Here is a 14,340-nt window from a genome sequence, read left to right on the forward strand (position 1 = left end):
CGGAATGACGATCAGAAGCTGTCGGGTCCTTCGTCCACACAGAGTTTTCGGGCCAATCTAGCCCCAAACAAAAACGGAGACCTTTCGGTCTCCGTTTTTCCATTCGCTATCAGCTATTCGCCAGCTTATCCCAGCCGTCCCGCGGCGTGCGCGAGCAGGGTGTAGACCAGCCCGGTCTCCGAGGTGAGGTGGCTGCTCAGCTCCTGCTGGCCGCGGCCGTCGCGGGCGACTTCGTCGAGCAGGCGCTCGAACTCCGCGATGTAGCGGTCGACCGTCTGCTTGAAGCCGCGGTCGGAGCGGTACTTGCGGGCCACCTCATCGAAGGCCTTCTGGCCGGCTGGCGTGTAGAGGCGCTTGGAGAACGCCTTGTTCTCGCCGCGCTGGTAGCGATCCCACATCTCGGCCGCAAGCGTGCGGTCCATCAGCCGGCCGATGTCGAGCGACAGCGACTCCAGCGGATTGACCGGCTGCTGCTGCGGACGCGGGCGCTGCTGGGCGTCGCGGCTCTGCGGGGCGGGCGGCGGCGCGTCGCTCCGGTTGAGCAGGTCGGACAGCCAGCCGTCACCGTTGTTGTTGGGGCCTGCCGGGCTGACCGGCGGGGCCTCGGTGCGGCGCGAGCTCGCCATGCCGAGATCCGGCGGCGGCAGCGTCGAGGCGCTGTTGCCGTTGTCCCGCATGCGCACATCGCCGCGGCCGCCGGCGGCAGCCATCACCGGCTCGTCGTGGCGAACGCTGGCGCGGTTGGTGCTGACCACGTCGAGTCCGCGGCCGTGATGAGCGACGATGCGGTTCAGCTCGGCCAGCGCCTCGATCTGGTCGACGATCACCTTGCGCATCTGCGCGGTGTTCTCGGCGGCCTCCTGCGGCATCTCGAGCACGCCGCGGCGCAGCTCGTTGCGGGTGGACTCGAGCTCGTTGTGCATCTCGCTCGCCATCTGCTTCATCGCCGTGACCATCGCGGAGAACTTCTCCGTCGATTCCTTGAACATCGCATCGGTCTCGGCATTGCTCTGCTGGTAGAGGTCGTTCATGGCGTCGACGGTCTGCTGACGCTCGTTCTCGGCTGCCTGGCGTACCGCCTCGAACTGCCTGCTGATCGCAGCCGAACCGGCGCCTGCGGTCTCCGCCACCACGCGGGCGATGTCGCGGGCGCGTTCCTCGGCCGCTCCGAGCGATTCATCGAGCAGCCCGGTGAAGCGCGACAGCCGCTGGTCGAGATCGGTGGTGCGCAGGTCGATGGTCGTGACCAGCGCTTCCAGCGCCGACTTGCGCTCGCTGACGGAGGCCGTCGTCGAGCGGTTGGCCTGCTCGACCACCGCAGCCGCATCGATCAGCGCCTTGCCATGGGTCTCGAACTGGCTCGACAGCGCGCCGAGATCTTCCAGCGCCTTGCCGGTCTTGCTGTTGAACACCGTGAGCTGGTCTTCCAGCGTCTGGGTTGCCACGCCGTTGCGCGAGGTGACGTCGTTCATGGCGGACACGAAGTCGGCCACGCGGGTCACCAGCGCGCGCTCCAGCGAGTTGAGGTTGTCGTGGGCGCCGGTCAGCACTTCCTGCAGGAGGATGTTGCCTTCGCGCAGCCGCTCGAACAGCGCGACCGTATCGGTACGCAGGATCTTGCTGGTCTCCTGCATCTCCGTGACGGCCGAGATCGAGACCTGGCGCGACTGGTCGATCGCCGCGCGCGAGGCGTGCTCGAGCTCCTTGAGCGACTTCGCCACCGCGCCGGTCGCCTGATCGCCGGCCGAGGTGATGTTGCGCGCGACATCGCTGCCGTGGGCCGACATCGTCTGCGAGAAGGCGAGGCCACGGGTTTCGATCGCCTTCAGCGCGTCAGCGGTGGCGCGATCCATGTCGCTCGACAGCTGCGTGGTCTTGGCGGTCAGCGCCTCGACCAGCGAGCCGCGGCGGCCGTCGACCATCTGCGACAGACGCTCAGTCTGCTGCTGCACATAGGTGACGATCTCGTCGGTCTTGCCGGTCATCGCCGAGCCGAAGGCGCTGGAGGCCGACAGCACCGAACGTTCGATGTCGGCGGAGGTCGTCTTGACCTTGGTCGAGACCTCGTTGGACATGGTGATCAGCGCGGCCTGCGCGTTCTGCGCCGAGGTCTGGATGTTGTCGGTGGTCTTGGCCGTGACCGCACCCAGCGCCCGCTCGATATCGGTCGAGAGCGTGCGGATCTGAGCGGCGGCATCGGCGGAGGTCGCCGCAAACGAGCCCTGGGCCTCGCGGGCGCTGCCCAGGATGGTCTGCGCAGTGTCCGCGCTGGCTGTGGTCAGCGAGCGCTCGATCTCGGCGGAGATCTCGCGGATCTGGCTTGCGGCCTCGCTGGAGGTTGCCACGAACGAGCTTTGGGCATCGCGAGCGCTGCCGAGGATCGCCTGCGCGGTGTTGGTGCCGACCGAGGTCAGGGTGCGCTCGACATCGACGGCCAGCGACTTGACGTGGTTGGCTGCCTCCGTCGACGCAGTGACGAGGGTGTTCTGCGCCTCGCGGGCGCCGGCCGTCAGCATCTCGACGGTGCCGGAGCCGGCCATCGACAGCGCACGCTGGATGTCGGCGGCAAGCGCAGACACCTTGGTCGCAGCGTCGGTCGACGCGTTGACCAGCGTGCTCTGGGCCTCACGCGCACCTGATGTGATCGATTCCGCGGTGGCGGAGCCTGCCATCGACAGCGAACGCTCCATGTCGGCCGCCAGCGAGCGGACCAGATCGGTGGCCTCGGTGGATGCGCCGGCGAGCGTGCTCTGGGCCTCGCGGGCGGAGGCGACGACGGCTTCCGCGGTGGCGGAGCCTGCCATCGACAGCGAGCGCTCGATGTCGGCCGACAGTGTCCGGACCAGGTTGGTGGCGTCGGTGGATGCGCCGGCGAGCGTGCTCTGGGCCTCGCGGGCGGAGGCGACGACGGCTTCTGCGGTGGCGGAGCCTGCCATCGACAGCGAGCGTTCGATGTCGGCCGACAGTGTCCGGACCAGATTGGTGGCGTCGGTCGACGCGCCGGCGAGCGTGCTCTGGGCCTCGCGGGCGGAAGCGACGACGGCTTCCGCGGTGGCGGTGCCGGCGGTCGAGAGCGAGTGCTGCACGTCGGCCGCGAGCGAGCGGACCAGGTTGGCGGCTTCGGTGGATGCACCGGCAAGCGTGCTCTGGGCTTCGCGAGCGGAGGCGACGACGGCTTCGGCGGTCGCGGTGCCGGCCATCGAGAGCGAACGCTCGACGTCACTGGCGAGCGACTTGACCTGGCCGGTGACGTCGGTCGAGGTCGCGATCAGCGTGGTCTGGGCCTCGCGCGCACCGGTCATGATCGCTTCGGCGGCGGCGGAGCCAGACATCGACAGCGACTGCTCGACATCGGCGGCCAACGACTTGACCTGGCTTGCGGCTTCGACCGAGGCGCTGACCAGCGTGGTCTGCGCGTCGCGGGCGCCGGACAGCACGGAGGCCGCGGTGGCGCTGCCGGCCGCCTGCAGCGTGCGTTCGACATCCTCGGACAGCGACTTGATCTGCGAGGCGACGTCGCCGGAGGCCGAGACCAGCGACACCTGGGCGTCGCGGGCACTGGTGAGGATCGAGTTGGCGGCGCTGGTGCCGACGGCGGTCAGCACGCTCTCGACCTCGGCCGAGCTCAGCTTGAGCTGGTTGCCGACGTCCGCGGACACGGTGAGCAGCGCCTGCTGCGCGGTGCGCGCGCCGGTCTGGATGGTTTCGCTGGTGTTGACCACGAGGTTGGTCAGCGAGCGCTCGGCGTCCTCGACATGGGACTTGATGCTCGACGACAACAGCTCGGCGCGGGACATCAGGTCCTCGCTCGCCTGGCGGCCGCTGCTCTCGATGCGGCCGGCGACGGCCTCGACGCGCGAGCCCAGCAGGTCCTCGAACTGCGCGACGCGGGTGTCGATGTCGCCGGCGATGACGCCGACGCGGCTCTCGATGCCCTGCTGGATGTCGGCGAAGCGCGCCGAGATGGTGTCGGTCAGGTTCGAGCTGTGACCATTGATGGTGTCGGCGAGGCGGGTGCTGTGGCCGTTGAGGGTGTCGACCAGGCGGACGCTGTGGCCGTCGATGGTTTCGGTAACGCCGTTGATGCGATGGTCGACCGCGGCGATCGCCTGCACGGTGCCTTCGGTCAGGGTGGTGGTGAGCAGGCCAAGCCGCGAGTCGATCGACTGGATCGCCTGGGAGGCGCCGTCGGTCAGCTGGGTCGCGAGCGTGCCGAGATGGCCGTCAATGGTGTCGGTGACCGACCTGGCGCGGCTCTCGAAGGTGACCTCGAGGGACTTCATGCGGCCGTCGATCGCATCATCGAGCGATTGCAGACGGCCGTCGAACGAGCCGATCTTGCTGGCGAGCGAACTATCGAACGACGACAGCTTGTCGGTCAGCGAGGCGTCGAGATTGGTAACGCGGCTGCCGAGCGTGGTTTCGAACTGCAGCAGGCGCTGGTCGAGCGAGGCGGTGATTTCGCCGCTATTCGTGGTCACGCGATGGTCGAAGGTGTCGACATAGGTCTTCAGGCTGTCGGCGATGTCCTGGGTCCGCTGGCCCATGCGCTCGACGATGTCGCCGCCGAAGGTCTTCACCGTGCGGTCGAATTCCGAGATGTGGCGGGTGATCAGCGCGCCGAGCGTGCCGGAGTCGCGGGCGAATTTCTCGGCGAGCTCGCTGCCATGGTTTTTCACCAGGTCGTCGAACGCGCTCATCTGCAACGACAGCGAGTCGTGCGCGGTCTCGGTCTGGCCCACCACCTTGGCGACCAGCGAGTTGACGGTGACGTCGAGCGCTTCGCTCGCCTTGTCGCCGGACGTCAGGATCTGGCCGGCGAGGCGGTTGCCGGCGTCGTCGATCTTGCTGACGAGGTCGTTGCTGCGCAGCTCGAGCTCGAGCAGCAGCGAGTCCGCGGAGTTCTTCAGGGAGTCGTGGACCTCTTCGGTGCGATCGGAGATGCCGTCGACGATGACGGACGAACGCTGCTCGAACTCGCCGGTGATGCGGTCGATGCGCTCGTTCAGCAGCTCGTGGACGCGATCGGCCAGATCGACGAACTCGTCATGGACGTGGCCGGTCTTGAAGTTGAGGCTGGTGGTCAGCCGCTCGGAGGCATCCATCACCGCGCGCGTGGTCTCGGCGCTGGCTTCCTCGAGGCGGTCGAGCAGGTCGCCGCCGCGCTCGCCGAGCGCGAGGATCATGTTGTCGCCGGCATGGCTCAACGCGGTCGTGATGTGCTGGCCGCGCTCTTCCAGCGCGCCGGTGATGCTCTTGGCGACCTCGTCGACGCGCGAGGCGATGGCGTCCGAGATCAGCGCGATGTCGTGGCGCAGGTCGATCTGCACACCGGAGATCGCGCTGCGCACCTGCTCGGCCTGGCCGACCAGGTTGTCGCGCTGGTGGGCGATGTCCTGCAGCAGCGCGCGGATGCGCACCTCGTTGTCGGAATAGGCGCGTTCCAGCGCCGCGACCTCGTTGGCAACGAGGGTCTCGAGTTCGCCGGCGCGCGCGATCGCGCGCTCGACGCCGTCGCCCATCGCCGCGACCTCGCGGCGGATCGCCTGGCCGACCGTCACCATGGAATCGGCAGCGGCGTTTTCCGGCTCGGAGAATCGCATCGCGACCTGCGCCATCGATTGCGCGATCATCTGCATGCGCTGACCGTGCGAGGCGAGGCTGGCGAGATAGTAGAACAGCAGGATCGGCACGGCGAACAGCGCGGCAAGGCCGGCGAGCACTAGGACGCCGGTGCCCTGGGTCATCGAGGCCTGCAGGGCCGGCCAGAACGCGATGGTGAGAATCATGCCGCCCAGCAGCCAGGCGCCGGAGCAGACAAAGAACAGCGTGAAGGCGTTGCGCGCGCGTCCTCCCTGCAGCGTCTGCAGCATCTGGCCGATGGTTTCGCGATCGTCGTTGGCGGCGCGGCGCGGCGCGCGCGGTTCTTCGATCGGCTCGAACGCCGAACGATCGGTATTATTCGGACGGGACTCGAACGATGCGGCTGAAAAATCGGCCGCGGACGGCGGCAGGTTCGGCGGCGCGGCGCCTTCGTTGAGGGGGCTGCGATTCTCCGCGCCCTGTTCGCTGATGTTGAGGGCTTCCTGGATGGCAGAAAGCGCGACTTCGGTGGGATCTTTGACCTTCTTGGGAGTGTTCGCCATGTTCAGTCTGAGCCCTCTCACTATTTTACGCGTCGGCGAGCCTGCGATCGTCCCCACGCAAGCTCGAAGCCGGTGCCCACAAGCGGAGCGCAAGCGGCCCCCTGGGCGGCTTGTCCGCTACATCCGCAAACATCCTATTGGGAGAGCGATGCGAATGAAATGCTTGCGATTAATACTTTCTTAATCATCGTTAACAGCTTTGCGCCATAAGGCCTTATGGGTACTCGAAATTCCGGCCGCAGAGCGCCGATTGTGTCCAGAAATTGTCCAGAATCGGGCGGTTTTGCCGATCATCCCGACAACAATCCGTTAACCAGTTTCGTGATTGGCTGGGCCAACGATCCGCCGGCGAGGGCCCGGCGGAGACGACAGGGACAGGCCATGCCGCTTCATCTCGAACGGATCGAATGGACGCAATCGCCGCCACTGGCGCCCGGCGCCGGGCCGATCGACGTCGATCATCTTCAGCGCATGACGCTGGGCGATCCGGGCCTCGAGCGGGAAGTGCTGGCCATGTTCGCGGCCCAGTCGGCCCGGATCCTCGGTGAACTGGCCGCCTTGCCGCCCGAGGCGGCGACCCACGCCCACACCCTGAAAGGATCGGCGCGGGCAATCGGCGCCCTCGGCGTCGCCGAGGCTGCGGCCCAGCTGGAGACCGCGCTGACGGGCGGTTCCGATGCGGCCCAGCCGCTTGCCGCGCTCGGCGCCGCGATTGCCGAGGCGCGCACGGCGATCGAGCTGATCCTGGGCCGCTCCTAGGCGTCCGGCGTCTCGGCAGCGCGCCGCGGCAGCTTGGGCGGCTTCCCAACCTGCGGGCAGGTTTTCGGTCTCCGCGCTAGCGCTGTGCGGATCGACCCGTTATACGACTGCCCGGGACCTTTCCATCCATCGTCCGGCGCATTCCGGCAGCACGAGCAATCATGGCCAAAATCCACTTTATCGACCATTCCGGCGAGAAACGCACAGTTGAGATCGAGAACGGCGCGACGGTGATGGAAGGTGCGATCCGCAACGCCATTCCCGGCATTGAAGCCGAATGCGGCGGCGCCTGCGCCTGTGCGACCTGCCATGTCTATGTCGATGAAGCCTGGCGCGAGAAGGTCGGCGCGCCGTCGCCGATGGAAGAGGACATGCTGGATTTTGGCTTCGACGTGCGTCCGAATTCGCGGCTGTCCTGCCAGATCAAGGTAACCGACGATCTCGACGGACTGGTCGTGTCGACGCCGGAGCGGCAGGCCTAAGATTCTTTCATTCGCCGTCCGGATTCACTCCGCGACGGACCCAGCGGCGGAAGTTCTGCTTGACCTCCGCCGGCAGCGGCGTCGGCCTGCGCGTGGCCTCATCGATCATCACCGTGACTGCCTTCGCCGACGCCACGCATCTGCCTTCCGAAAACACCACCTGGTCGAAGGTAGTCGATGTGCGTCCAAACTTGACGAGACCGAGCCCGAGCTCGATCTGACCCGGCCAGTGCAGCTCGGCACGGAAATGGATGTCGAGGCGCACCATGATCCAGCCGAGCCCCGCCGGCATCAGCCCCATGCTGCGGTCCTTCACCAGCGTGACGCGGCCGGTTTCAAAATAGCTCGCATAGACGGCGTTGTTGACGTGCCCGTTGGGGTCGAGATCGGCAAAGCGCACATTGTCGGACAGGCGGTAGGGAAAGTCTTCCAGGCGCGGCGCATCGTCAGCACGGACAGGGGCATTCACGAGGGGGATCTCCGTCGGTTTCCCGCCCATACAGCCGAGTTGCGCAGGCTCGGCAAGGGGTTGCCGCGCCAGCCGCTGTCCCTATTATGCATGTCGCGATCCGGCCCACTTGGCTGGACAGGCGAAAAAGCCGTCCAGTCGATTTCAACTGAAAAGAAGCGGACATGAGCGAAGCGATCAAGACCGATGTGCTGATTATTGGCGCGGGCCCCTGCGGACTGTTCGCCGTGTTCGAACTGGGCCTGCTCGACATGAAGGTGCATCTGGTCGACATCCTCGACAAGATCGGCGGGCAGTGTGCCGAGCTCTATCCCGAGAAACCGATCTACGACATTCCCGGAATTCCCTTCGTCACCGGCCAGGGCCTCACCGAGCAGTTGATGGAGCAGATCAAGCCGTTCAATCCGACCTTCCATCTCAACGAGATGGTGGAGAGCATCGAGAAGATCGGCGATCCATTTTTCCGCGTGAAGACCGATGCCGGCAAGGAGTTCGAGTGCAAGGTCGTCGTGATCTCGGCCGGTGGCGGCTCGTTCCAGCCGAAGCGCCCGCCGGTGCCGGGCATCGAGGCCTATGAAGGTACGTCGGTGTTTTATGCCGTGCGCAAGATGGAGCAGTTCCGCGACAAGAACATCCTGATCGTCGGCGGCGGCGACTCCGCGCTCGACTGGACGCTCAACCTGCATCCGATCGCTCAGCGCATTACGCTGCTGCACCGGCGTGACGATTTCCGCGCGGCGCCGCACAGCGTCGAGCAGATGCGTGCGCTGGTTGCCGACGGCAAGATGGATCTGAAGATCGGCCAGGTCACGGGGCTCGAAGGCGCCAACGGTCAGCTCTCGGGCGCCGCGCTCAAGGGTAACGACAATGCGGTCTCGACGATCGCCTGCGATACGATGCTGCCGTTCTTCGGGCTCACCATGAAGCTCGGCCCGGTCGCGAACTGGGGCGTGGCGCTGGAGAACAATCTGGTGCCGGTCGACACCGCGGCGTTCGAGACCAACGTGTCAGGCATCTTCGCGATCGGCGACATCAACACCTATCCGGGCAAGCTCAAGCTCATTCTCTCCGGCTTCCACGAAGGTGCGCTGATGGCGCAGAAAGCGCACCGCTACGTGTATCCGGACAAGCGGCTGGTGTTCCAGTACACAACCTCGTCATCGAGTCTGCAGAAGAAGCTTGGGGTGAACTGATTTCACTCGAGCGGAGACCAATGCCAGGGGCATGGGCCATTTCCTGCGCGGCGCGAGTACTGGAACACTCCGTGAAATGGCCGTAGTCTGCTTGTAGTCGAGTTGGTCGATTGATCAGGTGATGATGATGCGGAATACGCTATCCAGACTTCGGCTGATCCTCGCGATCGCCACGGCCTTTGCGCTAGCTGCTCCGCTTGCGGCCTCGGCGGCCGACCCGTCGGCGGCCGGCCTGTGGCAAAAGGTCGAAGACGGCAAGCCCGAGGGCTGGTTCCTGGTGATCGAGCGCAATGGTCTGTTCGAAGGCATGATCGCAAAGATGTTTTCATCGCCCGGCGATCCGCCCAATCCGGTCTGCTCGAAATGCACCGACGATCGCAAGGACATGCCGTGGCTCGGCATTCCCCTCATCCGCGACATGAGGCGCAACGGGCTCGCTTATGAAGGCGGCAACGTGCTCGATCCGCGCAACGGCAAGGTCTACAAGGCCAAGATGACGTTGAGCGCCGATGGTCAGACGCTGACGATGCGCGGCTTTCTCGGCATCTCGCTGTTCGGCAAGGATGAGGTCTGGACCCGGCTGCCTGACACCGCGGTGGCCCAGCTCGATCCCGCGATCGTCGCCAAATATCTGCCGGCGCAAGCCGCGGTGGCGAAGCCGGCGGCGCCGGTGCCCGCGACGAAGCGGCACTAAAGCGCGATGAGATTAGGTTGAATCGTCATCGCGCTTTAGTTCTTTGTTTGAGCATGATCTTTTCGGAAAACCGCTTCGCACTTTTCCGGATCATGCTTTAGCACTTCTCTCTGGCTAACGCTCCGATCTGCGCGCGCTCACGCTCCGCTCTTGCGTGGCAGCGTGAGCGTTCAGCGCTGTCCCGTCGGTGCAATCGGCATCGGCAGTGGCGCGACCGGCTCGGAAATCACTTCAGGCACGGCGGTGTTCAACTGCAGCACGGTGGCGGCCGCGGGGACCGCGGCATCGGCCATCGCCGCATGGCCTTCGGCGCTCGGATGCACCGCGCCGCCATACACCGCCGACAGGATGCCCCATGTCGCGTCGTGGATGTCGCTTGGCTGCATCGACGACGGCAGGCCCTGCGGGTAGGTCATCGCCGTGAAGTAGCTGTCATTGGCGTCGCGGATCCAGCGCGCGCGCGGCAGATAGGCGCGGTATTCGCCGGCGCTGCGGCCGCATTTGAGCGGCTGGTTGGCCGCGGCGACGATGTCCGACACAAAGCTGTCGCCATTGGCGGCGAAGCAGTCGCGGTCGAATTCCGGATCGGTCGACGCGCGTGCGCAGAAGCCATGGCTCGCAAACGCGTCCTGATGCGCATCGACGAAGGTCATGCGGTCGGCCTGCGGATTGCGGCAGATGATGCCGGACTGGCACTGCGCGATCGCCTTGAGCTGCGGCAGGAACTCGTTCTGCACGAAGCTCGAGACCGACGCGAGGCGTTTGGGATCGGCGTTGAAAGAGGGATGGATCTCGAAGCCGGCGCGGCCGCCGGGGCAGGGTGCGCCGCCATTGGCCAGCGCCGGATTGGCATAGGCCGTGTAGATCACGTGCGAGAGATCGCCGCCGACCAGCGTCTTCAGCGCATCGCGCAGCTTGGCAAAATCGGCCGGCAGGTCGCGCGCCAGTGCCGAACGGGCATCTTCGACGCTGGCCATCGAGCCGCCGCGGCTGAACAGCGTGCGCTCGGTCGGCGTGTCGACGATCACGTTGGCGACGAGGCCGGAGAAGTAGATGTCGTTGGCGCCGATCGACAGCAGCACGAGGTCGAGGGTGCGGTCGGGCTGACGGCGCTTGGCGGCGGCGAGTGCCGTGCGCAGCTCCGCGATCTGGCCGTTGACGGTGCCCGAGCAGGTGTTGGCTGTCTTCGTCGGCAGACATTCCCGCGCCTGCTGCGAGCCGAGCAGGCCGTCGGCGATGGTGGCGCCGGTGCAGGCCAGCGGCAGATAGGTCACCGCGATGTGCGGATATTGCACGGCGAGCGCGAGCGCCGTGCGCGTCTGGTAGCTGTACAGCGACCGGTGACAGGCCGAGTTGAGCCACAGCGCGCTCTGGCGCTGCCAGTTGGTCAGGGTGTCCGGTGCTTCGCAGGCGCGGCCGCCTTTGTAGCCGGCGCGGCTCGGCCGGTAATATTGCGCCCCGCCGAGATAGGAGCGGAAGCAGAATCCCTCGTCGGAGAGCGCAATCGCGCGGTCGGGATTGCCCTCGCCGGATGCGATGCTGTCGCCGAGGCCCGCGATCAGCAAGTCGCGCACCTCGATCGGCGTCGTCACGCGCTGGTTGGCGTCCGAGCCGCTCGCGACGTCGACGGTCGCGACCGTGGTGCGGCCGTAGCGGACGCGCAGATTGATCGGCTCGGCGCAATCGAATGTCGAGGATTGCGGCCCGTCGCCGTCGTCGAACGACCAGGCGCAGGTCGCGCCGACCGGAACCGGTCCGGTGAGCCGCACGACGATCGGATGGTCGATCGGCGTCAGATAGCTTTCCTTGACGTTGTCGCGGGTGCAGGGCTCGCTGACGCGGCCCTGCAGGTCGATGCAGAGCCGGTTCACGGTGTTGCGCGCCCAGCCGCGGCCGTCGCTTTGCAGTTCCAGCGCCTGTTCCGAGGCCAGTACGCTGCGGCCAAGCCCGCTTTCGACATGCAGGCGGAAGTCGCGTTCCTCGCGGAACAGGCGGAAGCGGTTGCGGACCTCCCAGGAGATCTGCAGCTGATTGTCCTGCGCGTCCGCGGCTGATGCGAATACCGCTGCCAGCGCGCTGCCGAGCAGCACACTGCAGACCGTCACCCGAAACGAAAATCGAACCAAAAAGCCAATCATGGCGCGGTTTGACGCGAGCGGTACGGCGAAAATAAGAGAAGCGGCTGCGAGGATCGAAAATCCGGGGTCGAGGGGCCCGCACGAGGGCCGATAACGTTGTCTGTTACCGTTTCAGCTGCCTGACCCGCTGCTGCCGGCTTTCGATCGGTTGCCGCACGGTCGCCGAAGCCGTGCAGGCTTGGCTTAGTCGCTTCCGCTCTTGCCAGGGCTGCACCACGTTGAGCCAGAGCTCGCGCATGCCCATGATCGAGATCGAAATCCCGAATGGGATCAGGAAGTAGAGGATGCGGAACACGACCAGCGTCGCCAGCAATTGTTCCTTGCTGAACTCCGGCAGCGCCACCAGCATCGCGGCGTCGAACACACCGATCGAGCCGGGGGCGTGGCTGGCGAAGCCGAGCAGCGTCGCCAGGATGAACACGACCGCCAGCGAGACGAAGTCGATATGCGGCTCGGTCGGCATCAGCAGGTACATTGCGAGCGCGCAGAAGCCGAGATCGACCACGCCGATCAGGATCTGCAGCAGCGTCAGCTTGGCCGAGGGCAATACCACCTTCCAGCCGTTCTGGCCGAGCTCGCGGCGCTTCTCGCCGGTCAGGAGCCAGACGAAATAGGCGCCGATGCCGGCAAGGCAGCCGAGCGCGATCAGCCGGTTCATCGCCGGCGGCAGCAGGTCCATCGCCGACGCCGCCGCCGGGTGCCAGGCCATGCCGAAGCCGAGCACGAACAAATTGCCGAGCCAGAAGGTCAGGCCCGACAGAAAGCAGATCTTGGCGACGTCGATCGCGGAGAGGCCGTAATCGGAATAGATCCGGAAGCGGATCGCGCCGCCGGTGAAGACCGTGGCGCCGATATTGTGGCCGATGGTGTAGCTCGTGAAGCTCGACAGCGCTGCGATGCGGTAGGGGACATGGATCTTGCCGATCGTGCGCAGCGCGAAGAAGTCGTAGAAGGTCAGCGTGCAGAACGCCCCGACCACGCAGAGAGCCGCCAGCGCGATCCGATGCGGCGCGATGTTGGTGAGCGCGGTGAGAATGATGCCGGTATCGACGCCCTTCAGGGTGTGAACAAGCGACGTGATCGCGAACGCGATGATCAACACACTCGCGGCGATCCCGAGCCGTTTCCAGCCGATCTTTTCCTTGAAACCACGCCCAAGCGTGGTCAGCAGCCGAAGCATTCATCCTCCCGGCGGGGCGGCAATTTCAGTGGGACCCGGTCACGGACGGCGACGGGTGACGGGCAAACGCACCGTACGCGATGACCCATAAGGCAAAACCGATGCGTTGTGCAGCCCTTGACAAGCCAAGCTTCGGCCCTCGTCCAGCGTCATTGTCATATTGGCTACATATGTTCTCGCTCTGCGGAATGTGAGTCGCAGGACGGCGACGGGGCCACTGCATGTTCCGCCGTTCCAAGCGATTTCGTCGGCTTTTTCGCCGATTTTGCCGCCGTTCCGGCGTCGATGCGGGTCAGTTGGCGCGAGCCGAATAGACGGTATGCATCAGCACGGGGACGCCTGAGCCGGCTGTGGCGTTTACCAAAGTGTGAAGTCGACGCGCGCTTGCGCATGATCCGCCCTGCGCTCGGGGCCAAGTGAGGCGCGCGAGGGCGGTCCGTAGGTCTATTGAGGCAAAACGCCGCGCAAGCGGGCCGCCGTCGGGCAGGCCGGCCAGGAATGCGATTTCACACTTCGATCGGTGGCGAAGTGTTGCGGCGAAACGAAGGCCTATGTCTCGCATTGGTTGCCGAGAGCAAGGACAAGACCATGCAACAGACATCCCTGAACGTCCGGCACATGCCGGACCGCCGTGCAACGTCGCATCAGCAAACGAGCGGGCTCGCGGCGACGTTGACGCTCGCCGCGATGAGTCTCGGCTATGGCGTCGTGCAGCTCGACGTCACCATCGTCAACACGGCGCTCAATGCGATCGGCGCCTCGCTTGGCGGCGGCGTTGCCGAACTGCAATGGGTGGTCAGCGCCTACACGATTGCCTTTGCGGCCTTCATCCTGACCGCGGGCGCGCTCGGCGACCGGATCGGCGCCAAGCGCATCTTCATGGCCGGGTTTGCGATCTTCACCGCGGCATCGGTTGCCTGCGCGGTCGCGCCTGATGCGGCGACGCTGATCGCCGCCCGCTGCGTGCAGGGGCTGGCGGCAGCCATCCTGGTGCCGAACTCGCTGGCGCTGCTCCGCCATGCCTATGAAGACGAGAAGGCGCGGGGACGCGCAGTCGGGGTCTGGGCCGCGGGCGCGAGCCTTGCGCTGACCGCCGGCCCGTTCGTCGGCGGCGGACTGATCGCGCTGGTCGGCTGGCGCGCGATCTTTCTGGTCAACCTGCCGATCGGCCTCGCCGGCTTGTGGCTCGCCTGGCGCTTTGCCAGTGAAACCACGCGTCATCAGCAACACCGGCTCGATCCTGTCTCTTATACACATCTGACGCTGCCGACGACCATGG

At 66.0% G+C, this 14,340-nt stretch carries 9 protein-coding genes; 5 read left to right on the forward strand and 4 right to left on the reverse strand.

The window, feature by feature from the left end:
• Positions 1-125 precede the first annotated feature (125 nt).
• Positions 126-6,146 carry a negative regulator of septation ring formation gene (locus PMN64_RS14195; RefSeq protein WP_411781117.1) on the reverse strand — a complete coding sequence of 2,007 codons (6,021 nt, stop codon included), beginning with the start codon at positions 6,144-6,146 and terminating at the stop codon, positions 126-128.
• A gap of 381 nt (positions 6,147-6,527) precedes the next feature.
• Here PMN64_RS14195 and PMN64_RS14200 point away from each other — a divergent pair, with 381 nt between their 5' ends.
• Both PMN64_RS14200 and PMN64_RS14205 read left to right on the forward strand, forming a co-directional pair.
• The gene (locus tag PMN64_RS14200) at positions 6,528-6,905 is read left to right on the forward strand and encodes an Hpt domain-containing protein (RefSeq protein ID WP_411781118.1); all 378 of its coding nucleotides are present in this window, start codon (positions 6,528-6,530) and stop codon (positions 6,903-6,905) included.
• Positions 6,906-7,066: 161 nt separating this feature from the next.
• Positions 7,067-7,387, forward strand: coding sequence for a 2Fe-2S iron-sulfur cluster-binding protein (locus tag PMN64_RS14205; RefSeq protein WP_018272592.1), 321 nt, complete (start codon positions 7,067-7,069; stop codon positions 7,385-7,387).
• A 7-nt stretch (positions 7,388-7,394) separates the two neighbouring features.
• On the opposite strand, the gene PMN64_RS14210 is transcribed toward PMN64_RS14205, so the two are convergent.
• Positions 7,395-7,856 (reverse strand): acyl-CoA thioesterase, encoded by a 462-nt coding sequence (locus PMN64_RS14210; protein ID WP_076825837.1) that lies wholly within the window; start codon positions 7,854-7,856, stop codon positions 7,395-7,397.
• A 164-nt stretch (positions 7,857-8,020) separates the two neighbouring features.
• On the opposite strand from PMN64_RS14210, the gene PMN64_RS14215 reads away from it, so the two are divergent.
• Positions 8,021-9,049, forward strand: coding sequence for an NAD(P)/FAD-dependent oxidoreductase (locus PMN64_RS14215; protein ID WP_411781119.1), 1,029 nt, complete (start codon positions 8,021-8,023; stop codon positions 9,047-9,049).
• Between the two features lie 127 nt (positions 9,050-9,176).
• Complete coding sequence (locus tag PMN64_RS14220; RefSeq protein WP_411781120.1) at positions 9,177-9,743, forward strand: DUF2147 domain-containing protein; 567 nt, start codon at positions 9,177-9,179, stop codon at positions 9,741-9,743.
• Positions 9,744-9,913: 170 nt separating this feature from the next.
• Here the strand turns inward: PMN64_RS14220 and PMN64_RS14225 are convergent, their stop codons facing one another.
• The gene (locus tag PMN64_RS14225) at positions 9,914-11,881 is read right to left on the reverse strand and encodes a hypothetical protein (RefSeq protein WP_411781121.1); all 1,968 of its coding nucleotides are present in this window, start codon (positions 11,879-11,881) and stop codon (positions 9,914-9,916) included.
• 103 nt (positions 11,882-11,984) lie between these two features.
• A complete protein-coding gene (locus tag PMN64_RS14230; protein ID WP_028337716.1) occupies positions 11,985-13,061 on the reverse strand; it encodes a YbhN family protein in 1,077 nt (358 codons plus the stop codon).
• A gap of 618 nt (positions 13,062-13,679) precedes the next feature.
• On the opposite strand from PMN64_RS14230, the gene PMN64_RS14235 reads away from it, so the two are divergent.
• A partial coding sequence (locus PMN64_RS14235; protein WP_411781123.1) for an MFS transporter occupies positions 13,680-14,340 on the forward strand: 661 nt, incomplete at its 3' end.

This window comes from Bradyrhizobium sp. UFLA01-814, assembly GCF_046718885.1.
Classification (GTDB): domain Bacteria; phylum Pseudomonadota; class Alphaproteobacteria; order Rhizobiales; family Xanthobacteraceae; genus Bradyrhizobium; species Bradyrhizobium elkanii.